At 70.9% G+C, this 25,706-nt stretch carries 20 protein-coding genes; 9 read left to right on the top strand and 11 right to left on the bottom strand.

Annotated features, from left to right (window positions below; genetic code table 11):
* Window positions 1-22: 22 nt before the first annotated feature.
* Entirely contained in the window at window positions 23-295 is a 273-nt protein-coding gene (locus ATL45_RS23035) for a UBP-type zinc finger domain-containing protein (protein ID WP_093148510.1), read from the bottom strand.
* Window positions 296-383: 88 nt separating this feature from the next.
* Here ATL45_RS23035 and ATL45_RS23030 point away from each other — a divergent pair, with 88 nt between their 5' ends.
* Complete coding sequence (locus tag ATL45_RS23030) at window positions 384-1,949, top strand: Na+/H+ antiporter (RefSeq protein ID WP_093148507.1); 1,566 nt, start codon at window positions 384-386, stop codon at window positions 1,947-1,949.
* Window positions 1,950-2,434: 485 nt separating this feature from the next.
* Here ATL45_RS23030 and ATL45_RS23025 read toward each other — a convergent pair whose 3' ends face one another.
* Window positions 2,435-3,178, bottom strand: a complete 744-nt coding sequence (locus tag ATL45_RS23025) for an IclR family transcriptional regulator (RefSeq protein WP_093148501.1) — start codon at window positions 3,176-3,178, stop codon at window positions 2,435-2,437.
* Between the two features lie 280 nt (window positions 3,179-3,458).
* On the opposite strand from ATL45_RS23025, the gene ATL45_RS23020 reads away from it, so the two are divergent.
* Window positions 3,459-4,655: an NAD(P)/FAD-dependent oxidoreductase gene (locus ATL45_RS23020; protein ID WP_093148498.1), complete on the top strand. Its 1,197-nt coding sequence runs from the start codon at window positions 3,459-3,461 to the stop codon at window positions 4,653-4,655.
* Between the two features lie 40 nt (window positions 4,656-4,695).
* On the opposite strand, the gene ATL45_RS23015 is transcribed toward ATL45_RS23020, so the two are convergent.
* The 4 genes from ATL45_RS23015 to ATL45_RS23000 form a co-directional block, all read right to left on the bottom strand.
* The gene (locus tag ATL45_RS23015) at window positions 4,696-5,310 is read right to left on the bottom strand and encodes a sarcosine oxidase subunit gamma (RefSeq protein WP_093148495.1); all 615 of its coding nucleotides are present in this window, start codon (window positions 5,308-5,310) and stop codon (window positions 4,696-4,698) included.
* Window positions 5,297-8,119, bottom strand: a complete 2,823-nt coding sequence (locus ATL45_RS23010) for a 2Fe-2S iron-sulfur cluster-binding protein (protein WP_093148489.1) — start codon at window positions 8,117-8,119, stop codon at window positions 5,297-5,299. The genes ATL45_RS23015 and ATL45_RS23010 overlap by 14 nt, the downstream gene beginning before the upstream one ends.
* The gene (locus ATL45_RS23005) at window positions 8,116-8,373 is read right to left on the bottom strand and encodes a sarcosine oxidase subunit delta (protein WP_093148486.1); all 258 of its coding nucleotides are present in this window, start codon (window positions 8,371-8,373) and stop codon (window positions 8,116-8,118) included. The genes ATL45_RS23010 and ATL45_RS23005 overlap by 4 nt, the downstream gene beginning before the upstream one ends.
* Before the next feature lie 82 nt (window positions 8,374-8,455).
* On the bottom strand, window positions 8,456-9,676 hold the full coding sequence (locus ATL45_RS23000; protein WP_093148483.1) for a sarcosine oxidase subunit beta family protein: 1,221 nt from the start codon (window positions 9,674-9,676) through the stop codon (window positions 8,456-8,458).
* A gap of 81 nt (window positions 9,677-9,757) precedes the next feature.
* On the opposite strand from ATL45_RS23000, the gene ATL45_RS22995 reads away from it, so the two are divergent.
* The 5 genes from ATL45_RS22995 (at window position 9,758) to ATL45_RS22975 (ending at window position 17,149) form a co-directional block, all read left to right on the top strand.
* Window positions 9,758-10,408, top strand: a complete 651-nt coding sequence (locus tag ATL45_RS22995; RefSeq protein WP_093148479.1) for a GntR family transcriptional regulator — start codon at window positions 9,758-9,760, stop codon at window positions 10,406-10,408.
* Between the two features lie 224 nt (window positions 10,409-10,632).
* Window positions 10,633-13,098 (top strand): GcvT family protein, encoded by a 2,466-nt coding sequence (locus ATL45_RS22990; RefSeq protein WP_093148477.1) that lies wholly within the window; start codon window positions 10,633-10,635, stop codon window positions 13,096-13,098.
* Between the two features lie 227 nt (window positions 13,099-13,325).
* Window positions 13,326-14,519, top strand: a complete 1,194-nt coding sequence (locus ATL45_RS22985) for a glycine cleavage T C-terminal barrel domain-containing protein (protein ID WP_093148475.1) — start codon at window positions 13,326-13,328, stop codon at window positions 14,517-14,519.
* A gap of 93 nt (window positions 14,520-14,612) precedes the next feature.
* Window positions 14,613-15,455: a methylenetetrahydrofolate reductase gene (locus ATL45_RS22980; protein ID WP_093148472.1), complete on the top strand. Its 843-nt coding sequence runs from the start codon at window positions 14,613-14,615 to the stop codon at window positions 15,453-15,455.
* Window positions 15,452-17,149 carry a formate--tetrahydrofolate ligase gene (locus ATL45_RS22975; RefSeq protein WP_093148468.1) on the top strand — a complete coding sequence of 566 codons (1,698 nt, stop codon included), beginning with the start codon at window positions 15,452-15,454 and terminating at the stop codon, window positions 17,147-17,149. The genes ATL45_RS22980 and ATL45_RS22975 overlap by 4 nt, the downstream gene beginning before the upstream one ends.
* A 59-nt stretch (window positions 17,150-17,208) precedes the next feature.
* Here the strand turns inward: ATL45_RS22975 and ATL45_RS22970 are convergent, their stop codons facing one another.
* Complete coding sequence (locus tag ATL45_RS22970; protein WP_093148465.1) at window positions 17,209-17,559, bottom strand: ArsR/SmtB family transcription factor; 351 nt, start codon at window positions 17,557-17,559, stop codon at window positions 17,209-17,211.
* 99 nt (window positions 17,560-17,658) lie between these two features.
* Between ATL45_RS22970 and ATL45_RS22965 the strand changes: the two genes are divergently transcribed.
* Entirely contained in the window at window positions 17,659-18,858 is a 1,200-nt protein-coding gene (locus ATL45_RS22965; protein WP_211841265.1) for an MFS transporter, read from the top strand.
* A gap of 63 nt (window positions 18,859-18,921) precedes the next feature.
* On the opposite strand, the gene ATL45_RS22960 is transcribed toward ATL45_RS22965, so the two are convergent.
* Window positions 18,922-19,266 carry an ArsR/SmtB family transcription factor gene (locus ATL45_RS22960; RefSeq protein WP_093148462.1) on the bottom strand — a complete coding sequence of 115 codons (345 nt, stop codon included), beginning with the start codon at window positions 19,264-19,266 and terminating at the stop codon, window positions 18,922-18,924.
* Between the two features lie 106 nt (window positions 19,267-19,372).
* Between ATL45_RS22960 and ATL45_RS22955 the strand changes: the two genes are divergently transcribed.
* Window positions 19,373-21,262, top strand: coding sequence for a heavy metal translocating P-type ATPase (locus tag ATL45_RS22955; RefSeq protein WP_093148459.1), 1,890 nt, complete (start codon window positions 19,373-19,375; stop codon window positions 21,260-21,262).
* Between the two features lie 65 nt (window positions 21,263-21,327).
* Here ATL45_RS22955 and ATL45_RS22950 read toward each other — a convergent pair whose 3' ends face one another.
* The 3 genes from ATL45_RS22950 to ATL45_RS22940 form a co-directional block, all read right to left on the bottom strand.
* Window positions 21,328-21,741 (bottom strand): universal stress protein, encoded by a 414-nt coding sequence (locus ATL45_RS22950; protein ID WP_093148456.1) that lies wholly within the window; start codon window positions 21,739-21,741, stop codon window positions 21,328-21,330.
* A gap of 193 nt (window positions 21,742-21,934) precedes the next feature.
* Window positions 21,935-24,445 (bottom strand): DEAD/DEAH box helicase, encoded by a 2,511-nt coding sequence (locus ATL45_RS22945; RefSeq protein WP_093148454.1) that lies wholly within the window; start codon window positions 24,443-24,445, stop codon window positions 21,935-21,937.
* Between the two features lie 61 nt (window positions 24,446-24,506).
* Window positions 24,507-25,706: a serine hydrolase domain-containing protein gene (locus ATL45_RS22940; RefSeq protein WP_246025491.1), complete on the bottom strand. Its 1,200-nt coding sequence runs from the start codon at window positions 25,704-25,706 to the stop codon at window positions 24,507-24,509.

Below are 25,706 nucleotides of genomic sequence, written 5' to 3'. Positions count from 1 at the left end.
CGGCATCACCCGGGGCGGCGCATCAGGGGCGGAGCTTCTCGTCGACGTAGCACCAGGTCCAGGACTCGCCGGGCTCGAAGGAGCGGACCACCGGGTGGGACGTCTCGTGGTAGTGGGCCGTGGCGTGCTTGTGCGGGCTGGAGTCGCAGCAGCCCACGTGGCCGCACTCCGTGCACATGCGCAGGTGCGCCCACGCGTGCTCGCCCGCGGCCAGGCAGTCCTCGCAACCGTCCGCGCGGCTCGGCTCCGGCGCTTGATCGGTCGCGTCGCGCAGGTGCGCGCAGCTGGTGGACATCACAGGCTCCCTCTTGGTGCGTTCGGGCGAGAATGTCGTCTCGACGGTAACCGCGCGGTTCGGCCTTCCGCACCAACACGGAGCGACCATGCACGATCTTCCCGCACTGATGGCACTGCTCGCCGGGTCCCTGGCCGTGACCGCGGTCGCCCGGCGCATCGGCCTGTCCGCGCCGCTGGCGCTCGTGGTGGTCGGGCTGGCGGTGTCGTCGATCCCCGGGGTGCCGGACTACGCCCTCGACCCGGACGTGGTGCTGCTGCTGATCCTGCCGCCGCTGCTGTACTCCGCGGCGCTGAACAGCTCCACCATCGGCATCCGGGCGAACCTGCGGCCGATCGGACTGCTGGCCTTCGGGCTGGTCCTGTTCACCACGGCGGTCGCCGGGGCCATCGCCTGGTGGCTGGTGCCGGACCTGCCGGTGAGCGCGGCGCTGGTGCTCGGCGCGGTGCTCGCGCCGCCGGACGCGGTCGCGGCCATCTCCATCGGTCGGCGGCTCGGGCTGCCACGCAAGATCATGACGGTGCTCAGCGGCGAGAGCCTGGTCAACGACGCGACCGCGCTGACCGCCTACCGGGTGGCCGTGGCCGCTGCGGTCGGCGTCGGCTCCTCGCTGCTGGGCGGCGTCGGAATGTTCCTGATCGCCACGGTGGGCGGGGTGGTGATCGGCTACGCCATCGGCTGGCTGGTGCAGCGGATCAGGCGGTTGCTGCGCGACGACCTGCTGGAGAGCGCCACCGGGCTCATCGTGCCGTTCTTCGCCTACCTGCTCGCCGAGGAGGTAGGCGCCTCCGGCGTGCTGGCCGTCGTGGTGGCGGGCCTGTACCTGGGGCACCACGCGACCTCGGGCAGCGCCGCCACCCGGTTGCAGGGCCGGGCGGTGTGGAACGCCGCGGACACGCTGCTCGAAGCGGTGGTGTTCGCCCTGATCGGCCTGCAGCTGCGCAACGTCGCGGAGAGCGTCTCGCTCGACCTCGGACCGCTGCTCGTCGCCGGGCTGGCGCTGACCGCCGGCGTGGTGCTCGCGCGGGTGGTGTGGGTCTTCCTGGTGATGTACCTGCCGGAACTGCTGCGCGGCCACCGCCCGAGCTGGCGGGACAAGGTGGTGGTGTCGTGGGCGGGCATGCGCGGCGTGGTGTCGTTGGCGGCGGCTTCGGCGATCCCGACCGCGACGCTGAGCGGCGAACCGTTCCCGCACCGCGCCGAGGTGCTGTTCCTGACGTTCTTCGTCACCCTGGCGACCCTGCTGCTGCACGGCAGCACGCTCCCCTGGCTGATCAACAAGCTGGGCGTGCGCGGGACCGAGGACTACACCGATGCGCTCGCCGAAGCCGAAGCCCAGCACAACGCGGCCCGCGCGGCGCGAGAGCGCCTGGACGAGCTCGCCGCGGAGTCGGCGCTGCCGGAGGAGGCCGTGGAGCAGCTGCGAAGCGCAGCGCAGCAGCGCAGCAACCAGGCGTGGGAGCGGCTGGGGCGATCGTCCGACGAAGTCGGCGAGAGCCCGACGGCGGCGTACCGCCGCCTGCGCGGCGAGATGCTGGCAGCGGAGCGGGCGGTGTTCGTGCAGTTCCGCGACAACCGCCGCATCGACGACGAAGTCCTCCGCCGCGTGATGCACCAGCTCGACTTGGAAGAGCTCTGGCTCTCCCGCGACTGAGGCCTCCCGCTGCTCCGGCGCCCTAGCCCGGCGCACCGGGTCCGCCCGCAATTTCAATGGAAATCGCGTCTTCGACTTCAATGGAACTTGCGGACCGCGTCGGCGTGTCGGGTGTACGACACGACGACGGCGCGTCCGGATCCACGCGATTTCCATGAGCGTTTTTCATCTTGTTCCGGAGCGGTAGCCGCGAGGCCTGACCGGCACCGCGCGGAAGGTGTCGCATGCGCCGCAGGCGCATAACCCACCTACGGCACCTGCACCGCCGCGGGTTCTCAGACGTCGTCTGGCGAGGACAGCCCGTTCGCCGTGTATCGGACATACATCAGAACGGGATCCCGGAGACCAGACGGCGTCTGAGGTTCCGCCACCCGCACCGCCACCCAGAACGAGGACGGAAAAACTTCAATGGAAATCGCACGTCCGATTTCCATTGAAATCGCATCGACCGCCCCTGGCCGGTGCGCCGCAGGGGACGTGAGCGGTCAGGCCAGGAAGCCGAGCTGGGAGGAGAGTTCCTTGGCCGCGATGCGCATCGCTCCGACGACCTCCCGCATGCGCTTGCGGGAGAAGCGGTAGGACGGGCCCGAAGCGCTCAGCGCCGCTATCACCTCGCCCTCCTGGTTGTAGACCGCCACCGCCGCCGCGTTGAGGCCGAGTTCCAGCTCTTCGTAGCTCGTCGCGTAGCCGTCGCGGACGATGAGCCCGAAGTCCTTGCGCAGCTGGCCCGCGCTGGTGACGGTGCGGGTCGTGTAGCGCTCCAGCGGCCGGGCCAGCAGCTCGTCCTGGTCCTCGTGCGGCGCGTGCGCGAACAGCACCTTGCCGCTGGAGGTGGCGTGCAGCGGCGTGCGCTGGCCGACCCAGTTGTGCGCGGTGACCGCCGCCGTGCCGCGCGCCTGGCTGATGTTGATGGCGACGTCGTAGTCCCGGATCGCGATGTTGACCGTCTCGCCCAGGTCGGCGGCCAGCGATTCGCAGAACGGCCTGCCCAGCCTCGGCAGGTCCATGCGCTCGGTCGCCGCCCCGGCCAGCCGCACGATGCCGAACCCGATGGCGTACTTGCCGCGCTCGCCCAGCTGCTCGACCAGGCCGCGCGCTTCCAGCACGCTGACCAGCCGGGACGCCGTCGACTTGTGCACTCCCAGCTCACCGGCGATCTCGGTGATGCCGGCTTCTCCGTTGCGCGCCAGCAGTTCCAAGACGGTCACAGCCCGATCGACGGACTGCACCAGAGCGCCAGAACTCCTCCCGCGTGACTCAGCTGCGCTACTCACCGGTCAACCGTATCCGCTCGCGGTGCACATTCCAGAACCATCCAGCTCTTCGCGTGGGCGGGGGCCTCGGCTGCCGCCCCGAACTGCGGGATCGGAAAAGCTCATCCGTTGTCCCTCTTGACGTTGTCGCGGCCAGAGGGTCAGATTTGTTGCACATACTACGCGCTGTTCCTCATTGTGCAACGGAGGTCGGCTTGTCGTCATTCTTCGTGGCCGCACCGGCCGTGAGCGCCGCATGAGGGCGGTCGCCGTCGTCGGTGCCTCGGTGGCGGGCTGGCGAGCCGCGCAGGAACTGCGCGAGCAGGGCTTCGACGGGCAGCTGGTGATCATCGGCGCCGAGCCGCACCGGCCCTACGACCGGCCACCGCTGTCCAAGGAATTCCTGGCCGGGAAGCTGCAACCGGAGGAACTCGCGCTGGGCAGCGAGCAGGAGGAGGCCGACCTGGCCGCGGAGTGGCGGCTGGGCGTCGCGGCGGTCCGGCTGGACACCCGGCGCGGCGCGGTGGTGCTCGCCGACGGCAGCGAGGTCCGCGTGGACGGGGTCGTGCTGGCGACCGGTTCGGCGCGGCTGAGCCTGCCCGGTGGCGGCGAAGTCCCCGGCTGCCACCGGATGCGGACCATCGACGACGCGCTCGCACTGCGCGAGGACATCAGCGCCGGTGCGCGGGTGGTCGTGGTCGGCGGCGGGCTGATCGGCACCGAGATCGCCTCCAGCTGCCGGGCGCTGGGCGCTCAGGTCACGCTCGTCGACGCCCAACACCTGCCGCTGGCGCGAACTCTCGGCATCGAGCTGGCACCGCTGTACTTCGCGCTGCACGAGGACCACGGCGTGCGGGTGAGGTGCGGAACGCCTGCGATCCGGGTGCTGGCCGAGGACCGGGTGACCGGCGTCGAACTGGCCGACGGGCGGGTGCTCCCGGCGGACGCGGTGGTGGTCGAGGTCGGCGCGGAACCCGCGACGCACTGGCTGCGCGGCTCCGGCCTGAAGCTCCGCGACGGCGTGGTCACCGACTCCGGTTGTGCCACCGCGATCCCGAACGTGGTGGCCGTCGGCGACATCGCCCGCTACCGGCCGCCGCACCACCGCCGCACGGTGCGCAGCGACCACTGGTCGACAGCGATGAACCAGCCGCCGGTCGCGGTCCGCAACCTCCTCGCCGGGCGCACCGTGGCGGACTACACCGGCATCCCGCACTTCTGGTCGCGCCAATACGGCTCGACGTTGCAGTTCGCGGGCTACGCGGGCCCGAAGGACCGGATCACCGTGGTGGACGGCTCCCTGGCATCCCGCCGCTTCGTGGCCGCCTACCACCGCGGCGGCCGCCAGGTCGCGGTCCTGGCGATGAACAGCCCCAAGCAATTCGCCACCCACCGCCGCCGCCTCACCACCACGCTCACCGCCGTGACGAACCGCGGTGAAGGACACCTCTGAGCAACCTACTCGCCTCAAGGTGCCCTTCACCAGCGCCGGTTCACCCGGCGGCGAACTCCTGCATGGCGTCGAGGAGGAGGTCCGCCAGGTAGGCGGCGTAGGAGTTGCGCACCAGGAGGCGGTAGGCGGGTTTCCGGTCGAGGCACCAGAGGATCGCCTGGGTTCTGCCCAGCATGGTCTGCGCGCAGCGGGCCGGTGGGAAGGACCTGGGATGCAGGTCCAGGGAGCAGACCTTCTCCAGGACGTCGCGGGCTCTGGGGCCGGACAGGCGCAGCGCGGTGCGGTTCGCCGATACGTCCACTGTGGATCCGAGGGAGTCCGCGAGAGCTTCGTCCAGCGCCGGGAGCAGGTCCGGCGCTCGGCCGTCTGGTCCCACCAGGAGCCACTCGTCGGGGCCCAGCCACAGCGCCGCTGCGGTCTCGTCGCCGGAGACGAGGTTCGGTTCGTGGTGCGGCAGCGCCAGGTTCAGGGCGTGCTCGATGCGGGCCACCGCCGGGCTGCCCGGGTGCACCCGGAGGTTCACCTGGGTCAGGAACGGTTCCTCGGCCAGCGCGACGGCCGCTCCGCTGCGGGCGGCGAGCTCGTCCGCCCGCGCGGCCAGCGGGCTTCGGCGCAGGGTGTCGGCCTTCCGGCCGGCCTGGTTAGCGACCGTCACGGCGGGCTCCTTCCACGTCGTAGAACACCGGATCGGTCACCTCGACCGGGATGCGCCGACCGTCGACCGGTACGTGCAGCACCTCGCCGATGCGCCCGCGTCCGCCGCGGACCAGCGCCATCGCGAAGGCGCGCTCCAGGATCGCGCTGCGGTAGCTGGAGGTGACGTGCCCGAGCATCGGCACCGGCGGCGTCAGCGGCACGTCGGGCTCCACCAGGTGCGCGCCCTCCGGCAGCAGCTCGCCCGGATCCACCGGGAGCAGCCCGACCAGCTGCTTGCGGTCGGCGCGGGCGGTGTCGGGGCGGGCGAAGGAGCGCTTGCCGATGAAGTCCTTGCGCTTGGAGACCACCCAGTCCATGCCCAGGTCCAGGGGCGTCACGGTGCCGTCGGTGTCCTGGCCGACGATCACGAAGCCCTTCTCCGCGCGCAGCACGTGCATGGTCTCGGTGCCGAAGGGCGTGATGCCGAAGTCCTGCCCGGCTTCGCGGACCGCCTCCCACAGCGCCAGGCCGTACCAGGACGCCACGTTGACCTCGTAGGCCAGCTCGCCGGAGAACGAGATCCGGCTGATCCGGGCCGGAATCCCGTTTCCCAGCACGGTTTCCCGGAACTCCAGGAAGCCGAAGGCCTCGTTCGAGACGTCCAGGTCCGGGGCCAGCCTGCCCACCACCGCGCGCGAATCGGGCCCGACCACGGCCACCGCGGCCCACTGCTCGGTCACCGACGTGCAGTGCACGGCCAGGTGCGGCCACTCGGTCTGCAGCCACTCCTCCAGCCACTCCAGCACCGCCGCGGCACCGCCGGTCGTGGTGCTCATCAGGTAGCGGTCCTCGGCCAGCCGCATCGACACCCCGTCGTCGAGGACCATCCCGTCGGCGCGGCACATCACCCCGTAGCGGGCCTTGCCGACCCGGAGCTTGGCGAAGGCGTTGGTGTAGACGCGGTTCAGGAATTCCGGCGCGTCCGGCCCGACGACCTCGATCCGGCCGAGCGTGGACACGTCCTGCATCGCGACCCCGGTGCGCGCGGCCAGGCATTCGCGGTGCACCGCGGCAGCCATGTCCTCGCCCTGGAGCGGGTAGTACCGGGGCCGCTTCCACTGCCCGACGTCCTCGAACTCCGCCCCGTGCGCCACGTGCCAGGAGTGCATCGGCGTGGTGCGCACCGGATCGTGCAGCACTCCCCGGTCGCGCCCGGCCAGCAGCGCGAACGACACCGGGCTGTGCGGCGGCCGGAACGTCGTGGTGCCGATCTCGCCCGGCGACTCCGCGCCCAGCGCCTCGGCGATGAGGCCGATGGCGTTGACGCCGGAGGTCTTGCCCTGGTCGCTGCCGGTGCCGATGGTGGTGTAGCGCTTGACGTGCTCGACCGAGCGCATCCCGGCGCCGATCGCGCGCCACACGTCGGCGACCGTGGCATCCCGCTGCAGGTCGACGAAGTGCCGCGTCCACTCCGCCGGTTCGCCGGACTCCCCCGGCACCAGCCACACCGGCCGCGGCGCGCTGACCGGCCGGTCGCCGGCCACCGGCGGCACCGGCGGTGCGGCGATCCGGAAGCCGCTGGCGGTAGCGGCTTCCGCACCCGCGGCCAGGCCTTGGGCGAGGCAGCCCGCGAGGTCGTAGGTGCCGCGCGCCGCCCCGATCACCTTGGGCCGCCCGGCTTCCTGTTCCGGCACGAACCCGGCCACCAGCCGGTCCCAGCGCAGCGCACCGCCCGCCTGGCTGAACAGCTGCACCGCCGGGTTCCACCCGCCGCACACCGCGAGCAGATCGCACTCCACGTCGACCGGCGTTCCCGCGCCCTCGACACCCCTGATGCGCGCGGACGTGATGCGCCGGTCACCGGTGGTCCCGATGACGGCGGAGCCGGTGAACACCTGAGCTCCCAGGGAGTTCGCCAGGTCGACGAGCCGCTGCGGCGGCTCCGGGCGCGTGTCGACCACCGCGCGGACCTGGGCTCCGGCGGCGGCGAGATCGGCCGCGGTCAGGTACGCACTGTCGGACGTGGTGACCACGACCGCGTCCCGGCCGGGAAGCACCGCGAACCGCTTGAGGTAGGTGCGCACCGCCGAGGCGAGCATGATGCCGGGCCGGTCGTTGTCGGCGAAGACCATCGGGCGCTCGTGGGCTCCGGTGGCCAGCACCACCCGCTGCGCGCGCACGTGCCACAGCCGCTGGCGGTTGCCGCGCCGCTCGGCGACGAGCAGGTAGTTGTGGTCGTAGTGGCCGACCGCAGCGGCGCGCGTGAGCACCCGCATCTCCGGCATGTCCACGAATTCCCGCACCGCACGGGCGATCCACTCCCCCGCGCTGCGGCCGTCGATGCGCTCGGCGCCGTCCAGCAGCGCTCCGCCGAGCTCGCGCCCCTGCTCGACCAGCAGCACGCGAGCACCGCTGCGCCCGGCGGCGAGCGCGGCGGCGATCCCGGCCGGTCCCGCGCCGACGACGACCACGTCGGCGTGCACGTACTTCTTGTCGTAGACCGCGGGATCCGGTGCGGCGCTGAGCCAGCCGACGCCGGACAGGCTCGCCACCTGCAGGCCGTCGTGCAGTTCCAGCGCGGTGGCGGGCACCATCGGCTCCGGGCCGCCGCTGAGCACCTGCACGAGCGCGTTCGGCTCGGTGCCGTCGGCGGTGACGATGCCGCGCGGCCGGTCCCGGTAGATCGACGGGCCGACCTCGATGCGGCCGTTGGCCAGCAGCGCCGACGCCAGCGTGTCACCGGGGTGGCCGGTGAGCTCGATGCCGTCGACGGAGAACCGCAGCGTGCGGGAGCGGTCGATGCGCCCTCCCGCCGGAAGCCGTGTCATGGCACCACCTTCTCGGGACGCATCTCGTTGGTCGCGGTGTCGCGGACGACGTCGAACCAGCGGCGGCAGCCCGCCGTGTGCACCCAGCGCTCGTGGAACGACCCGCGCGGGTTGTCGCGGACGAACAGGTATTCCGCCCACGCCGCGTCGTCCAGCTCGGCGGGGTTCTCGGGGAAGTCGACGTGGGCTTGGCCGCCGTAGCGGAACTCGGCCTCGTCCCGGTCCCCGCACCACGGGCAGTGGATCAACAGCATCGAGCGCTCCAAACTCGCGAAAGATCTTCGTCTCCCGCAATTTCAATGGAAATCGGACGTCCGATTTCCATTGAAATTGCGGCTAGTGGGCCACGGCGGCGGCACCGTGCTCGTCGATGAGCGCACCGGTGGTGAAGCGCTCCAGGCCGTAGGGCACGTTGAGCGGGTGCGGGCGGCCGGTGGCGATGGTGTGCGCGTACACCCAGCCGACACCCGGTGTCGCCTTGAAACCGCCCGTCCCCCAACCGCAGTTGAGGTAGAGGTTCTCGTACGGCGTCGGGCCGATGATCGGCGAGGCGTCCGGGGTGACGTCCACGGTGCCCGCCCAGGTCCGGATCACGTGCGCTCGCGCGAAGATCGGGAAGAGCTCCAGCGCCGCCGCCATCTGCCGCTCGATCACGTGCACCGAGCCGCGCTGGCCGTAACCGTTGTAGCTGTCGATGCCCGCGCCGAGCACCAGCTCGCCCTTGTGCGCCTGGCTGCAGTAGACGTGCACGTGGTTGGACATCACCACGCACGGGTGGACCGGTTCGAGCAGCTCGGAAACCAGCGCCTGCAGCGGATGGCTCTGCAGCGGCAGGCGGAGGCCGAGCTGATCGGTGAGCAGCGACGTGCGCCCGGCAGCGGCGAGCGCGACGCGGCCGGCGCCGATCGGGCCGAGCGAGGTCTCGACCCCGGTGACCCGGTCGCCGTCGAGCCGGAACCCGGTCACCTCGCATCCCTGGATCAGGTCCACGCCCATCTCGTCGGCCTTGCGGGCGAAGGCCCAGGCGACGTGGTCGTGCTTGGCGATCCCGCCGCGGCGCTGCAACGTCGCGCCCAGCACCGGGTACCGGACGTCGGCGGAGAGGTTCAGGATCGGGCACAGCTCGGCGATCTCGGCGGGCTCGACCCACTCCGCGTCGATCCCGTTGAGCTGGTTGGCGAACACCCGCCGCCGCGAGTCGCGCACCTCCTGCTCGGTGTGCGCCAGGTTGAGCACCCCGCGCTGGCTGAGCAGGAAGTCGTAGTCCAGCTCGGCGGGCAACTGCTCCCACAGGGACAGCGCGTGGTCGTAGAGCGCGGCGCTCTCGTCGAAGAGGTAGTTGGAGCGGATGATCGTGGTGTTGCGGGCCATGTTGCCGCCCGCCAGCCAGCCGCGCTCGAGCACCGCGACGTCCCGGATGCCGTGGTTGCGCGCCAGGTAGTAGGCAGTCGCCAGGCCGTGCCCGCCGGAGCCGACGATCACCACGTCGTAGTGCCGCTTCGGTTCGGGATTGCGCCACAGCCTGGGCGGCGGTTCGGGCAGAGGAGTGGAAACCACCGCGGCCTCCAAGACGGGAGTGACCAGGGGGAACTGTGTTGTGCGAACTGATATATCAGTCTGTCGGGTAGGCTACGAGACGTGTCCGCAGCCGTCAATTCCCGATCCGGCCCGTCGCAGGCCGAGCGCGCCTACCTGACGTTGCGCGACCTGATCCTGACGCTGCAGCTGCCGCCCGGCGCCCCGGTGCCCGAGGAGCCGCTGACCGGTGAGCTCGGCATCGGCCGCACGCCGTTCCGGGAGGCCGTCAAGCGGCTGGAGTCGGAGTCGCTGGTGGCGATCTACCCGCGGCGCGGCACCTTCGTCACCGAGGTCAACATCACCGACCACGCGTTGATCGCCGATGTGCGCCGCCGCCTGGAGGGGCACGCCGCGCGCCGCGCCGCCGAGCGGGCCACCGACGCCGAGCGGGCCGAGCTCGACGAGCTGCGCGTGCTCGTCGAAGACCTCTCCGGCGACCAGCCGGTGATCATGGACGTCGACGCACGGGTGCACCGCGCGATCTACCGCTGCACCCACAACCGCTACCTGGAAAGCACTCTCGGCCAGTACTACAACCTGGCCCTGCGGATCTGGCACCTGTTCTTCGACCGACTGCCGAACGTCGCCGAGCACGTCGGGGAGCACGCGGAACTCCTCAAGGCGATCACCGCCGGGGACGCCGACCGCGCCGATCGGATCGCGGTCGCCCACGTCGACCACTTCGAAAAGTCCATCCGCCAAGCGATCTGACCCGCCGCGAGCGCCTGGCGAGGCGCCTGCGGGAAGGAGCTCGGGTGCGGCGGATGTCTTGGTCGTGAGTGCTTTGCGGGGCCGTAGCACGCCAAAACGCTCACGGCAGTTGACCAGGCCGAGCCCCCGGATTGGTCCTGTCGTGTCCTTGACGTGCGCCATCACCGAGGTGCACCGTTGCGGTAGACGCAGTGGGTTGTCGTAGACGCAACAAGGCGGCAGCTATGGACACCAGCGCCCAAGTGCTCCTGATCGGCGCAGGCATCGTGGGATGCAGCACCGCTTACCACCTCGCGCGCCTCGGAGTCACCGACGTCCTCGTCGTCGAGCAGGGACCGCTGTTCGCCACCGGTGGTTCCAGTTCGCACGCCCCCGGCCTGGTCTTCCAGACCAACCCGTCGCAGACGATGAGCCGGCTGGCCGCCCGCACGGTCGAGACCTACGCGGGCCTGGAGCTCGACGGACGCCCCTGCTTCCACCAGGTCGGCGGGATCGAGGTGGCCACGACGCCCGAGCGCTGGGACGACCTCAAGCGCAAGCTCGGCCTGGCCACCGCGTGGGGCATCCGCGGCGAGCTGCTCGACCCGCGGCAGGTCCAGGAGCTGATCCCGCAACTCGATCCGGCCCGCATCCACGGCGGCCTGCACGTGCCCACCGACGGCATCGCCAAACCGGTGCGCGCCGCCGAGGCCATGGCCCGCGAGGCCGAGCGGCGGGGCGTGCGGTTCGCCGCCAACACCGAGGTGACCGGCTTCGACGTCCAGGACGGCGAGATCCGCGCCGTGCGCACCACCCGCGGCGACGTCGCGGTGCGGACCGTGCTGTGCTGCGCGGGCATCTGGGGCCCGAAGATCGGCAGGATGGCCGGGGTGTCGATCCCGGTGCAGCCGCTGGCGCACCAGTACGCGGTGACCGGCCCGGTGCCGGGCCTGGCGGACGCCCGCGGCGAGGTGGACCAGCCGATCCTGCGGCACCAGGACCGCTCCATGTACTTCCGGCAGATCCACGACCGCTGCGGCATCGGCTCCTACCGGCACCGCGCGATCCCGGTGGACAGCAACGACATCCTGCCCACCGCCACCGACGGGACCGAAGCGCCGTCCGAGGGCGGCGGCTGGAAGGGCATGGCGTCGGTGCAGCCGTTCACCCCGGAGGACTTCGCCGGGCCGTGGGACGACGCCCGCGCGCTGCTGCCCGCGCTGCGCCGCACCGAGATCACCGAGGGCATGAACGGCCTGTTCCTGTTCACCGCCGACGGGATGCCGGTGCTCGGGCCGTCCAACGAGATCGGCAACTTCTGGGTCGCCGAAGCCGTCTGGATCACCCACGCCGGCGGCATCGGCGAGATGATGGCGCAGTGGCTGACCGGGCAGGTGCCCGAGATCGACTTGCGGCAGGCCGACCTGCGCCGCTTCGAGGACTTCGCGCACAGCCCGTCCTACGTGGCCGAGCGCGGCGCGCAGAGCTTCCGCGAGGTCTACGACATCATCCACCCGCAGCAGCCGCCGGAGCACCCGCGCCCGCTGCGCACCAGCCCGTTCCACGACCGCCAGCGCGAGCTCGGCGCGGTGTTCCTGGAGGCCAACGGCTGGGAGCGGCCGCACTGGTACGAGAGCAACAAGTCCCTGGTCGACGGACGCGACATCGTCCAGCCTGGCCCGTGGGCAGGGCGCTACTGGTCCCCGATCGTCGGCGCCGAACACCAGGCCACCCGCGAGCGAGTTGCGATGTACGACATGACTTCCCTGAGCAGGGCGGAAGTCACCGGGCGCGGTGCGCTCGACCTGCTGCAGCGGTTGACCACCAACCAGCTCGACCGCCCGCCCGGCTACGTGACCTACACGCTGCTGCTGGAGCCGACGGCCGGGATCCGCGCGGACATCACCGTCGCCCGCCTCGACCGGGACACCTTCCAGGTCGGCTGCAACGGCCCGCGCGACATCGCGTGGCTGCGCGGGCACGCCGACGAGACCGCGCAGGTCCGCGACATCACCGGCGGCACCTGCTGCATCGGGCTGTGGGGTCCGCGCGCCCGCGACGTGCTGGCCGCGCTGGCCGATCGCGACGTGTCGAACCAGGCGTTCCGCTTCTTCCGCGCCAAGCGGCTGCACGTGCGCGAGGTGCCGGTGGTCGCACTGCGACTGTCCTATGTGGGCGAACTCGGCTGGGAGCTCTACACCTCCGCGGAGTTCGGCCGCCGGCTGTGGGACTTGCTGACCGAGGCGGGCGCCGAGCACGGCGTCCTCCCCGGCGGGCGCGGCGCGTTCAACGGGCTGCGCCTGGAGAAGGGATACCGGGCCTGGGGGGTGGACATGTGGAGCTCGCACGATCCGGACGAAGCGGGTCTCGGCTTCGCCGTGAAGACCGACAAGGGCGACTTCGTCGGCCGGGACGCGCTGCTGCGGCGGCGGGAGGACGAGCCGCGGCGGCGGCTGTGCTGCCTGACGATCGACGACGGCACCGTGCTGGCGGGCTCCGAGCCGGTGTTCGCCGGCGGCGCGCCCGCCGGGTTCACCACGAGCGCCGGCTACGGCCACAGCGCCGGTGCCAGCCTGGCCTACGCCTGGCTTCCCGCCGAACTGGCCCGACCGGGCACCTCCGTGCAGGTGTCCTACTTCGACGAACGGCATCCGGCGACGGTCGCCGCTGACCCCGTGTTCGACCCCGAGATGAGAAGAATGCGCTGCTGAACATCGCATTCCCGCAGTTCCTGGAGAACACCGGCCGCGCTGCCTCACCAGCGGCGCGGGTATCGGCTACCCCGGAGGAGGACCATGCACCACTTATGTCAACCGGAGTCCTGCTCAACCGCACCTCAGGGGACCGTGATGCAACCCAGCCACAAGAAACCACGCAACGCGAGAACAACGCCAAACGCGACCACCACTGAAAATCCCGGAGAGGCGGGCCGCCAGTCATGACCACCAATCCGAACCCCGGCGTCCTGCTCTACCCGCGGCTGCGCAAGTCGCCGTTCTTCTACGCCTCGCAGCGGCACGGTGTCGGCCTGTACAGCGTGTACAACCACACCTACCACCCGCGGCACTACGGCGATCCGGTCGGCGAGTACTGGGCGCTGCTGGAGGGCGTGACGCTGTGGGACGTCGGCGTCGAGCGGCAGGTGGAGATCACCGGCCCCGACGCGTTCGAGTTCACCAACATGCTCGTGCCCCGCGACCTGACCAAGTGCAAGGTCGGGCAGTGCAAGTACGTGTTCGTCACCGCCGAGGACGGCGGCATCATCAACGACCCGGTGCTGCTGCGGCTCGGCGAGAACCACTTCTGGCTGTCGCTGGCCGACAGCGACGTGCTGCTGTGGGCCAAGGGATTGGCGCACAACCTGGGCATGGACGTGCGGATCCACGAGCCCGACGTGGGGCCGGTGCAGATCCAGGGCCCGAAGTCGCGGGAGGTGATGGCCGCTCTCTTCGGCGAGTCCATCCTCGACGTGCCCTACTACTACGCGGTGGAGCGCGAGCTGGACGGCATGCAGGTGGTGGTCTCGCGCACCGGCTACACCGCCGAGCTGGGCTACGAGATCTACCTGCACGACGCGAGCCGCGACGGCGTGCGGCTGTGGGACGCCATCTGGCAGGCCGGTGAACCGCACGACATGCGGGTGATCGGGCCGTGCCACATCCGCCGCATCGAGGCCGGGATCCTGTCCTGGGGCTGCGACATCACCTACGACACCAACCCGTTCGAGGTCGGCTACGGCTTCGAGAAGACCTGGATGGTCGACCTGGAGCAGGAGGCGGACTTCATCGGCAAGGCCGCGCTGCGGCGGATCAAGGCCGAGGGCATCAGCCGCAAGCTGGTCGGCGTGGAGATCGGCGGGCCGGGCGTGGGTTCGTTCAACGACGGCGAGATGGTCGACGTCTTCGACGTGCGCGATCCGAAGGGCCTGCGCATCGGCGAGGTCACCTCGGCCTGCTACTCGCCGCGCCTGGAGCGCAACATCGGCTACGCGATGGTGCCGATCGCCTACGAGGGCCTGGGCACCGAACTCGTGGTGCACACCCAGCACGGCCCGCAGGACGCGGTCGTGGTGGAGAAGCCGTTCCTGGACCCGACCAAGAACATCCCCAAGCGCCTGATCCGCTCGGCGTAACCGTCGTGAGTGTTGCGGTGCTACAGCCCCCAAAGCACTCACGGCACCGACCCAGACCGAACCAGCAGCAACGACTGGAGGAGGTGACCAGCGATGACGGCCGACGCTGAACTCCTGCAGCAGTCGCTGAACAACGCCCGGTTCGAGGTGCTGCCGCTGAAAGGCGTTCTCGCGCAGGCGGAACTGCTGCCCGCGGGCACCACCGTGACGGTCACGGCCTCGCCGGGCAAGGGCATCGAGGCCACCCTCGACCTGGCGGCCCGGCTGCGCGACCGCGATCTGCACGTGGTGCCGCACCTGGCGGCCCGGATGATCGGCGACCGCGCGCACCTGACCGCGCTGCTGGACCGCACCGATGATCTCGGCATCACCGAGGTGTTCGTGGTGGCCGGTGATTCGCCGGTCCCGCACGGCGACTTCCCGGACGCGCTGGCGCTGCTGCGCGCGATGGACGAGCTCGGGCGCCGTCCCGACCGGGTGGGCATCACCGGCTACCCGGAGCGGCACGCGTTCATCCCCGACGCCACGACCGTCCGGGCCATGACCGACAAGGCCCGCTACGCCGACTACGTGGTCTCGCAGATCTGCTACGACCCGCAGACGGTGGCGTCCTGGGTGAAGGCGGTGCGCGCCCGCGGCGTGCTGCTGCCGATCCACCTCGGCGTGCCCGGTGTGGTGGACGTGCGCCGGTTGCTGCGGATCTCGCTGCGGATCGGGCTGGGCGAGTCGATTCGCTACCTGTGCAAGCAGCACGGCGTAGTGTCGAAGTTGCTCACCCGCTACACGCCGGAGGAGCTGTTCGACGGGCTCTCCCCCCACCTCGTCGACCCCTCCTGCGGCATCGCGGGCTGGCACTTCTTCACCTTCAACGAGATCGCGAAGACGGTGCAGTGGCGCCACGACCTGATCGCCCGGCTCAGGGAGGTACCCGCATGAACATCCCCTCCGACCTCGACATCTCCCGCAGCACCGCGCTCGAGCCGCTGGAGGACGTCGCGGCGCAGCTCAGCATCGGCCCGCACCTGCTCGAACCGTACGGCCGCAACGTCGCGAAGATCTCGCTGGAGGCGCTCGACGAGCTGCCCGCCGAGCCCACCGCCCGCTACGTCGTGGTCTCGGCCATCACGCCCACCCCGCTGGGCGAGGGCAAGACGACCACGACGGTGGGGCTCGGGCAGGCGCTGCGGCACCTCGGCAAGCGCTCCGCGATCGCGATCCGGCAGCCGTCGATGGGCCCGACCTTCGGCATCAAGGGCGGCGCGGCCGGCGGCGGCTACAGCCAGGTGGTGCCGATGGAGGCGCTGAACCTGCACCTCACCGGCGACATGCACGCGGTCACCGCGGCGCACAACATGCTGGCCGCGATGCTGGACAACCACCTGCACAAGGGCAACGCACTGGGCATCGACCCGCACCGGATCACCTGGCGGCGGGTGCTGGACGTCAACGACCGCGACCTGCGCAACATCGTGACCGGCCTGGGCGGCCGGGTCGACGGCACGCCCCGGCAGACCGGCTTCGACATCACCGCGGCCAGCGAGGTGATGGCGGTGCTGGCGCTGTCCACGTCGCTGCAGGACATGCGGCAGCGGCTGGGCCGGATCGTGGTCGGCTACACCCGCGACGGCGAGCCGGTCACCGCCGAGCAGCTGCGCGCGGGCGGCGCGATGGCGGTGATCATGCGGGAGGCGATCAAGCCGAACCTGATGCAGACGACCGAGAACACGCCGGTGCTGGTGCACGCGGGCCCGTTCGGCAACATCGCGCACGGCAACTCCTCGGTGGTGGCCGACCGGATCGCCAGCCGCTGCGCGGACTACCTGGTGACCGAAGCGGGCTTCGGCGCGGACATGGGTGCCGAGCGGTTCTTCAACATCAAGTGCCGCACCTCCGGGCTGCGTCCGGACGCGGCGGTGCTGGTGGCCACGGTGCGCGCGCTCAAGGCGCACTCCGGCCGCTACAAGGTGGTCGCGGGCAAGCCGCTGCCCGCGGCGATGCTGGCGGAGAACCCGGACGACGTGCGAGCGGGCGCGGCGAACCTGCGCAAGCAGATCGACAACATCCGGCTGCACGGCGTCTCACCGGTGGTGGCGATCAACGCCTTCCCGACCGACTACCACAGCGAGCACGAGGCGATCCGCGAGATCGCCGAGGCCGAAGGAGCCCGGGTGGCGGTCAGCAACCACTACGTGGACGGCGGCAAGGGCGCGGTGGAGCTGGCCGAAGCGGTGGTGGCGGCGGCCGAGGAACCGAGCGGTTTCCAGCTCCTGTACCCGGATTCGGCGGACCTGCGCTCGAAGATCGAGACGGTCGCGACGAAGGTCTACGGCGCGGACGGCGTCTCCTACCTCCCGGCGGCGGCCCGATCTCTGGACGCCTACGAGGCCAACGGCTACGGCAACCTCCCGGTCTGCATCGCCAAGACCCACCTCTCCCTCAGCTCCGATCCGACCCTCCTGGGCGCCCCGACGGGCTGGACCCTCCCGGTCCGAGAAGTCCGGGCCTCGGTGGGCGCGGGCTTCATCTACCCGATCTGCGGCGAGATGCGCACCATGCCGGGCCTCGGCTCCCACCCCGCAGCCGAATCCATCGACATCGACGAGCACGGCCAGATCACCGGCCTCAGCTGAGCGGTCTTGTCGCAATTTCAATGGAAATCGGAGGTCCGATTTCCATTGAAATTGCGCACTCACCTGATGGCGGGTTTCGACGACGCGACGAGGTCGAGAAGACCTGGGAACCGGGCGTCGAGGTCTTCGGTGCGGACCTGGCTGCGCCGTTCGGTGCCGTACTGGCGCTGGCGGATCAGTCCCGCCTCGCGCAGCGCCTTGAAGTGGTGCGTCAGCGAGGACTTCGGACGGTCGAAGCCGAACCAGCCGCACGGGTGGTAGACGCCGCCCGACTCCACCAGCAGCTTGCGCACGATCTCCATCCGGAGCGGGTCCGACAGCGCGCCGAAGACGACCTCCAGCCGCAGGTCTTCGGCGGCGGGTTCGGGCAGCGGGTCCGGCAGCTCGCCTTTTCTCGCCGACGGTGACATGGGCAACACCTCTCACGTCGTTGTACGACTTTTTTCGAACCAGGACTATGTTCGACTCCAGTCGTAGTTCGAATCCGATCGTACAACGGAGGGAAGCCCGTGCCCCAGGTCGCCGCCCCGCCCGCAGAACCGACCGCGCCGCCGAAGTGGGAGATCTGGCTGGCCGCCTGGCCGATCACCGCGGTGCTCGCGCTGTCCAACGCGGCCACGCCGCTCTACGTGCTGTGGCAGCGGGAGATCGGGTTCTCCGCGGGCATGCTCACGGTGATCTACGCCAGCTACATCGCCGGACTCCTCGGCACCCTGCTGGTGGCGGGAGTGGCCTCGGATCGCCTCGGCCGCAAGCCCGTCCTGCTGCCCGCGGTCGCGCTCGGCGTGCTGGCCTGCCTCGTTTTCGCCACCGCCACTTCGGTTCCGGCTCTGGCCGTGGCGCGGCTGCTAACTGGCATCGGGGTGGGCGCCGTGGTCTCGGCCGGGATGGCGGCGGTGACCGAGGTCGCGGGCCCGTCGCGGACCCGGCTGGGATCGCTGCTGGCCTCCACGGCGATGGTGCTCGGCGCCGGACTCGGCCCCCTGCTGGCCGGAGTGCTGGCCGAAACGCTGCCCGGCCCGACCGTCGCCGTGTTCGTGCTCGAAGCCGCGCTGCTGGTGACCGCACTGCTGGCCGTCCTCCGAATGCCGTTGCCCGGCAAGGGAAACCGCGCAATCACCGGATCCTGGATCCGCCTGCCGTCGGTGCCGCGGATGAACCGCGAGCACCTTCTCCGCGGCCTCGCCGTGTTCGCCCCGGGCATCACGGCCACCGGGTTCGTGCTCTCGCTGGGCCCCTCGCTGCTGTCCGACCTGCTGGGCTCCGAGAGCCGGATCCTCGCCGGAGGCATGGCGTTCGTGATGTTCGCGACCGCCACCGCGGCGCAATTCGCGGTCCAGCGGTTCCCCGTCCGCACCATCCTGACGACCGGCGCCGCCGCCACGGTCGCAAGCATGGCGGCGCTGATGCTGGCAGTGCACTACTCGTCGACCCCACCGCTGGTCGCGGCCGCGATGCTGGCGGGCGCGGGCCAGGGGCTGGGACAGCTGGGCGGCCTGTCGATGCTGAGCGCGGAAGTCCCGCCCGAACGCCGAGCGGAGGCCAACGCAGCGTTCAACTTCGGCGGCTACCTCCCCGCCGGAGCCCTCCCCGTCGCGGTCGGCTACCTCAGCGACGCAACGGGCCTGACCACCGGCTCGACCACCTTCGCCCTGTTCATGATCACGACAGCGACCCTCGGCGCTCTTACCGCATTCCGCCGCAACTGAGCCCGCAGAGACTCCGGCCGGGCGGTCTCAGCTCATCGCCCAAAAGGCGATTTCGGCTGAACGTCAGTCGCGGATGCCCAGGCGCAGGTGCTCGATGTGGTAGACGGCTTCGTCGAGGAGTTGGGCGACGTGGTTGTCGTAGAGGGAGTACACGACGCTTCGGCCCGATCGGTTTCCGACCACCAGGCCGAGGGAGCGCAGCAGGCGCAGCTGGTGGGACACCGCTGATTGCTCCATGCCCACCGCTTCGGCCAGCTCTCCCACCGACAGCTCTCGCTGGCGCAGTTCGCTGAGGATCAGCAGGCGGGACGGGGTTGCCAGGGCTTGCAGGGTCTCCGCGACGGAGGCCGCCGAGGCGGCGTCCAGCCGCGCCGTCGGCGTTGCCTCCCGCTTGACCACGTGACCCATGCACGGCAGTCTAGCGACCGCAGGACATATGAATGACTGATCAGACGTTCATGTATTGTCCTCGTCCGGCAGCAAGCCCACTGCCCCGACGCCGGAAGGGCGCGCGATGACCGCAGTCACCGACCGAACACCGATCCGGACCGAACCGGCACCGTCCCGCCGCGGTCTGCTCTCGCTACCCGAAGCGCGGTGGGCCACCGCGTCGCTGGTCGCGTTCCTGCTCGGCCTCGCCGTGCAGCTGCTCGGCGGGCCGACGTGGCTTTTCTGGGGGCTCTACCTGGTCTGCTACGCCACCGGCGGCTGGGAACCCGCCTACGCGGGACTCCAGGCGCTGCGCGAGAAAACGCTGGACGTGGACCTGCTGATGATCGTCGCGGCCCTGGGCGCCGCCGCGATCGGCCAGATCACCGACGGCGCGCTGCTGATCGTCATCTTCGCCACCTCGGGAGCGCTGGAAGCCTTCGCCACCGCGCGCACCGAGGACTCCGTCCGCAGCCTGCTCGACCTCGCCCCGGAGACCGCGGTCCGCCTCCGTGACGGCGCCGAGGAGACCGTGCCCACCGCTGAGCTCCAGGTCGGCGACGTGATCGTGGTGCGCCCCGGCGAGCGGATCGGTGCCGACGGCGAGGTCGTCGACGGCTCCAGCGACGTCGACCAGGCGACCATCACCGGCGAACCGCTGCCCGTCGCCAAGCAGCTCGGCGACGAGGTGTTCGCGGGCACCCTCAACGGCACCGGCGCGCTGCACGTGCGCGTCGCCCGGGACGCCTCGGAGTCGGTCATCGCGCGGATCGTCGCGCTGGTCGCCGAGGCCAGCGAGACCAAGGCACCGACGCAGCTGTTCATCGAGAAGGTCGAGCAGCGCTACTCCGTCGGCGTCGTGCTGGCCACGCTCGCGGTGTTCGGGATTCCCCTGCTGCTCGGCGACGACCTGGAAAGCGCGCTGCTGCGGGCGATGACGTTCATGATCGTCGCCTCGCCGTGCGCGGTCGTGCTCGCCACCATGCCGCCGCTGCTGTCCGCGATCGCCAACGCCGGGCGGCACGGCGTGCTGGTCAAGTCCGCGGTGGTGATGGAGCGCCTGGGCCAGACCGAGCGGGTGGCGCTGGACAAGACCGGCACGCTCACCGAGGGCGCACCGCGCGTGATGAGCGTCGAGCCCGCCGCAGGACACGCTGCCGACGAGGTGCTGGCGCTGGCCGCTGGCGCGGAGCACCTCAGCGAACACCCGCTGGCCCGCGCCATCGTCGCCGCGGCTCACGAGAAGAACCTGACGATCCCGGCCGCCGAGGACTTCCAGTCCACTCCGGGGCACGGGGTGTCGGCGACGGTCGGCGGACGCGAGGTCGCCGTGACCAGCCCTCGCGGAACCGCAGCCGCCGAGCCGGACACCGGTCACACGGCGGTGGTCGTCACCGTGGACGGCGAGGTCGCGGGCGTGATCGGCATCGCCGACCGCCTTCGCCCGGACGCCGCCGCGGCGGTGTCGGCCCTGCGGGAGCTGACCAGCGCCGAACCGGTCCTGCTGACCGGGGACAACGAGCGCACCGCCGCCAAGGTGGCCGCCGAGGTGGGCATCGCCGACGTGCGCGCGGGCCTGCTGCCAGCGGACAAGGTCACCGCGGTCCGGGAATCCGCGCAGCCGACGATGGTGATCGGCGACGGCGTCAACGACGCCCCGGCGCTCGCCGCCGCGCACTGCGGGGTCGCGATGGGCCGCGCGGGCTCGGACCTGGCGCTGCAGACCGCGGACGTGGTGGTCGTCCGCGACGAGCTGGCCGCGGTGCCCAAGGTCGTCGGCCTGTCCCGCCGCGCCCGGCGGCTGGTGCAGCAGAACCTGGTCATCGCGGGCACGTTCATCACCGTGCTCGTGGTCTGGGACCTGGTCGGTCACCTACCGCTGCCACTCGGCGTGGCCGGGCACGAGGGCTCCACGATCATCGTCGGCCTCAACGGCCTCCGCCTGCTCAGCGAACGCGCCTGGCGCCGCAGCTGACAAGCCGTCACCCGGGGCGGCGTCGATTCGCGAGAAATCGACGCCGCTCCCGGGACGGCTGAACGTCAGCGGACCACGACGACCGGGCAGGCCGCGTGGTGGACCAGCTTGAGGGCCACCGAGCCGACCATCATGCCGGTGAAGGCTCCGTGGCCCTTGTTGCCCACCACCAGCAGGTCCGCCTGCTTGGACAGGGCGACCATCTCGTCGACCACGTGGCCGCGGACGAGGCGCGAGCGCACGTCCACCGACGGGAACTCGGCCTTGATCCCGTCCACCACCGCGTCCAGGGACTTCCGGGCGCGCTGCTCCAGCTCGGCGTCCGAGGTCGGCAGGCGGTAGCCGAACTGCACCGGCTGGTGCCAGACCATGGCCGCGTGCACGATGCCGCCGACCTCGCGAACCTGGTTGGCGGCCCAGCGCAGCGCCCGGACCGACTCGTCCGATCCGTCCACACCGACAAGGACGGTCTGCGGCATCGCGAGCTCCTCCCGACGGGATCAGTCGATCACGCCCGGATGGTAGGCCAGCAATCCGGCCGACGCCACCGCCGTCGGGGACTGCCCCGGCGCGATCTCGGTGCCCGAATGCTCGTGAGTGTTTCGGGGTGCTCTGGCACCCCGAAGCACTCACGGGCGGCTACCTGCGGCAACGCACCGGTTCGGGCAGCTCTCAGAGCTGGTTGACGTCGGTGATCCGGAGGACCGCCGTGCCGGCTTCGTCGGAGGCCGCGAGGTCGACCTCCGCGCTGATGCCCCAGTCGTGGTCCTCGGCCGGGTCGGCGAAGACCTGCCGGACGAGCCAGCGGTCCGCTTCCTCGGTGATCATCAGCAGCGCCGGGCCGCGCGCGTCCGGGCCCGCACCGATCTCGTCGTGCTGCTCGTAGTACTCCTCCAGCGCGTCCGCCCACGCGTCGGCGTCCCAGCCGCTGTCGCCGTCCAGCTCGCCGAGCTCGTCGTAGCGGCGGCGGGCCGCGAGCTCCACGCGGCGGAACAGCGCGTTGCGCACCTGGACGCGGAAGGCGCGCTTGTTCGCCGTGATCCGCTCCGGGCCTTCGTCGACCGGCACCACAGCCGTCGGCTCGGCGCCCGGGTGGCGCAGCTTCTCCCACTCGTCGAGCAGGCTGGAGTCGACCTGGCGCACCAGTTCGCCCAGCCACTCGATGATGTCGGTGAGCTCCTCGGTCTTGGCGTCGTCGGGCACCGTGTGCCGCAGCGTCTTGTAGGCGTCGGCGAGGTAGCGCAGCACCAGGCCCTCGGAGCGGGCCAACCCGTAGTTGTTGACGTACTCCACGAAGTTCATCGCCCGCTCGAACATGTCGCGGACCACCGACTTCGGCGACAGCTCGTGCTCGCCGACCCACGGGTGACCCTTGCGGTAGGTCTCGTAGGCGGCGTCGAGCAGTTCGGCGAGCGGCTTGGGATGGGTGATCTCCTCCAGGAGCTCCATCCGCTCGTCGTACTCGATGCCCTCGGCCTTCATCTGCGACACGGCCTCGCCGCGGGCCTTGAACTGCTGCTGCGACAGCACCTGCCGCGGATCGTCCAAGATGGACTCGATGACCGACAGCACGTCCAGCGGGTAGCTGGGCGATTCGGTGTCGAGCAGTTCGATGGCGGCCAGCGCGAACGGCGAGAGCGGCTGGTTGAGCGCGAAGTCGAACTGCAGGTCCATGGTCACCCGCACCCGGCGGCCCTGCTCGTCGGGTTCGTCGAGCTGCTCGACCACGTCGGCGGCCAGCAGCGCGCGGTAGATCGCGATGGCCCGCAGGATGTGGCGGCGCTGCGTCGGCCGGTCCTCGTGGTTGTCCTCCAGCAGGTGCCGCATCGCCGCGAACGCGTCGCCCGGCCGGTTGATCACGTTGAGCAGCATCGCGTGGTTGACCGTGAAGCTGGAGCGCAGCGGTTCCGGCTCGGCGGTTTCCAGCTTCTCGAAGGTCTTCTCGCTCCAGGACACGAAGCCCTCGGGCGCCTTCTTGCGCACCAACTTGCGCTTCTTCTTCGGGTCGTCGCCTGCCTTGGCCAGCGCCCGCTCGTTCTCGATCTCGTGCTCCGGCGCCTGCACCACCACGTACCCGGCGGTGTCGTAGCCCGCGCGGCCGGCGCGCCCGGCGATCTGGTGGAACTCGCGCGCCTTCAGGTGCCGGGTGCGCACCCCGTCGTACTTGGTCAGCCCGGTGATCAGCACGGTGCGGATCGGCACGTTGATGCCGACGCCCAGCGTGTCGGTGCCGCAGATGACCTTCAGCAGCCCGGCCTGCGCCAGCTGCTCGACCAGTCGCCGGTACTTCGGCAGCATCCCGGCGTGGTGCACGCCGATGCCGTGCCGCACCAACCGGGACAGCGTCTTGCCGAACCCGGCGGTGAACCGGAAGTCGCCGATCGCCTCGGCGATCTCGTCGCGCTGCTCGCGGGAGGCGACCTTGACGCTCATCAGCGCCTGCGCCTGCTCCAGCGCCGAGGCCTGGTTGAAGTAGACGACGTAGACCGGGGCCTGCTGACCGGCCAGCAGCTCCTCGATGGTCTCGTGCAGCGGCGTCTTGGCGTAGCGGAAGGTCAGCGGGATCGGGCGCTCGGCGCCGGCGACCACCGCGGTCTCCCGGCCGGTGCGCCGGGTGAGGTCCTCCTGGAAGAAGGTGACGTCGCCGAGGGTGGCCGACATCAGCACGAACTGGGTGCGCGGCAGCTCCAGCAGCGGCACCTGCCAGGCCCAGCCGCGGTCCGGCTCGGAGTAGAAGTGGAACTCGTCCATCACGACCTGGTCCACGTCGGCGAGCTCGCCGTCGCGCAGCGCGATGTTGGCCAGGATCTCGGCGGTGCAGCAGATGATCGGCGCGTCGGCGTTGACGCTGCTGTCGCCGGTCATCATGCCGACGTTCTCCGCGCCGAAGACGTCGACCAGCGAGAAGAACTTCTCCGACACCAGCGCCTTGATCGGCGCGGTGTAGAAGCTGCGCTTGCCCGCCGCCAGCGCGGTGAAGTGCGCGCCGGTGGCCACCAGGCTCTTCCCGGAGCCGGTCGGGGTGCTCAGGATGAGGTTCGCCCCGGTCACCACCTCCATCAGCGCCTCTTCCTGCGCCGGGTACAGCTCGATGCCCTGGTCGGTGGTCCAGGTCACGAAGGCGTCGAGCAGCGCATCGGGGTCGGGCGTGTCGGTCGCGGGGAGGTGGTCGGTGAGCTTCATCGTCCCTCCATCGTCCCTGCACAACCCCAGCCGAATCGACCCGGGGTGGCCGAAGCCACCTCTACCGCGATCCGGTGCTGCCGTACATCGCCGCCCGGTGCAGCGCCGCGAGCGCGTCGTCGATGGGATGGGGCTGCGGCTTGCCCGCGGCGTCGAGCCGGTTCCACCGCTGCAGGTTCACCGCGACCGACATCTGCCGCTTCCCGTCGGCACGGGTCATGCTGATCGCGCCGGCGCCCCAGGCCGAGCCGCCGTGCCCCCAGAAGGTCTCCTGGCCTGGTGATTTCGTGGGGTGCAGACCCAAGCCGTAGTCGATCACCTCGCCCTCCTGGGAGATGACCGAGGTGGTGCGCCGCATCTGCTCCAGCATCGGCAGGCCGACGATCTCACCGGCGAACAGCAGCCCGAAGAAGCGGTTGAGATCGGCGACCGTCGAGATCAGCGAGGCCGCGGGCCCCACCCACGACATGTCGAAGACGCTGTAGTCGCGCGGCGGGTCGATCATGCCGAACCAGGATTCGTAGATCCGGGAGTGCGGCCCGGCCACGTGCGGGCCGTCGGGGAGTTCGGTGTCCCGCAGCCCCGCGCGCTCGATGACGTCGCGGGTGATGCACTCCTCGGCCTTGGTGCCGGTGACCTGCTCCAGGAGTTCGCAGAGCAGCAGGTAGTTGGTGTTGGAGTACAGGCCCGGAGTGCCACCCGGTGCGCCGAACGCAGGCGCGGCGAGGCCCAGCTCGATCAGTTCGCCGCGGTCGAACCGCGTGAAGCGGTGATCGTCCAGGCTCTGCGGCCGGGTGTCCTGCAGCGCCGGGAACGCCTTGAGCGACGGGTAGGCGTGCGGGAGGTATTCGGCGAGGCCGCTGGTGTGGTTGAGCAGCATCCGGACCGTGATCGCCGCGCCGCGCTCGCCCGGGACCAGGCGCGGCAAGTAGCGGCCGATCGGCGCGTCGAGCTCGATCTGCCCGTTCTCCACCTGCTGCAGCACCGCGGCGGCGGTGAAGGTCTTGGTGATGCTCCCGACGCGGTGCCGCATGTCGGCGGTGACGGGACGGCCGGTGGCGAGATCGGCGACTCCGGCGGCGCCGCGCCAGATCTGATCGCCATCGCGGACCTCGGCGAACACGCCCGGCACGCCGGCGCGGTGGACGTCCTCGATCGCGGCGTTCAGCTCTGCGTGATCCAGCGACTTCGTCATGAGGTGTGCCCTTCCAGGGGTGAGCATCTGCGCCGGGAGCCGGGTCGAGAGGTCCGGCGAACGCAT

The sequence above is a fragment of the Saccharopolyspora antimicrobica genome (assembly GCF_003635025.1).
Classification (GTDB): domain Bacteria; phylum Actinomycetota; class Actinomycetes; order Mycobacteriales; family Pseudonocardiaceae; genus Saccharopolyspora; species Saccharopolyspora antimicrobica.
Note: the sequence above shows the minus strand (reverse complement) of the source record. Positions and strands in the feature narration are given on the sequence as shown.

What these genes read in the sequence shown, in the direction of transcription:
- ATL45_RS23035 (WP_093148510.1), bottom strand. Translation starts at nt 295, where the DNA reads ATGTCCACCAGCTGCGCGCACCTGCGCGACGCGACCGATCAAGCGCCG.
- ATL45_RS23030 (WP_093148507.1), top strand. Translation starts at nt 384, where the DNA reads ATGCACGATCTTCCCGCACTGATGGCACTGCTCGCCGGGTCCCTGGCC.
- ATL45_RS23020 (WP_093148498.1), top strand. Translation starts at nt 3,459, where the DNA reads ATGAGGGCGGTCGCCGTCGTCGGTGCCTCGGTGGCGGGCTGGCGAGCC.
- ATL45_RS23010 (WP_093148489.1), bottom strand. Translation starts at nt 8,119, where the DNA reads ATGACACGGCTTCCGGCGGGAGGGCGCATCGACCGCTCCCGCACGCTG.
- ATL45_RS23005 (WP_093148486.1), bottom strand. Translation starts at nt 8,373, where the DNA reads ATGCTGTTGATCCACTGCCCGTGGTGCGGGGACCGGGACGAGGCCGAG.
- ATL45_RS22990 (WP_093148477.1), top strand. Translation starts at nt 10,633, where the DNA reads ATGGACACCAGCGCCCAAGTGCTCCTGATCGGCGCAGGCATCGTGGGA.
- ATL45_RS22985 (WP_093148475.1), top strand. Translation starts at nt 13,326, where the DNA reads ATGACCACCAATCCGAACCCCGGCGTCCTGCTCTACCCGCGGCTGCGC.
- ATL45_RS22980 (WP_093148472.1), top strand. Translation starts at nt 14,613, where the DNA reads ATGACGGCCGACGCTGAACTCCTGCAGCAGTCGCTGAACAACGCCCGG.
- ATL45_RS22975 (WP_093148468.1), top strand. Translation starts at nt 15,452, where the DNA reads ATGAACATCCCCTCCGACCTCGACATCTCCCGCAGCACCGCGCTCGAG.
- ATL45_RS22970 (WP_093148465.1), bottom strand. Translation starts at nt 17,559, where the DNA reads ATGTCACCGTCGGCGAGAAAAGGCGAGCTGCCGGACCCGCTGCCCGAA.
- ATL45_RS22960 (WP_093148462.1), bottom strand. Translation starts at nt 19,266, where the DNA reads ATGGGTCACGTGGTCAAGCGGGAGGCAACGCCGACGGCGCGGCTGGAC.
- ATL45_RS22955 (WP_093148459.1), top strand. Translation starts at nt 19,373, where the DNA reads ATGACCGCAGTCACCGACCGAACACCGATCCGGACCGAACCGGCACCG.
- ATL45_RS22950 (WP_093148456.1), bottom strand. Translation starts at nt 21,741, where the DNA reads ATGCCGCAGACCGTCCTTGTCGGTGTGGACGGATCGGACGAGTCGGTC.
- ATL45_RS22945 (WP_093148454.1), bottom strand. Translation starts at nt 24,445, where the DNA reads ATGAAGCTCACCGACCACCTCCCCGCGACCGACACGCCCGACCCCGAT.
- ATL45_RS22940 (WP_246025491.1), bottom strand. Translation starts at nt 25,706, where the DNA reads ATGCGTTCGCCGGACCTCTCGACCCGGCTCCCGGCGCAGATGCTCACC.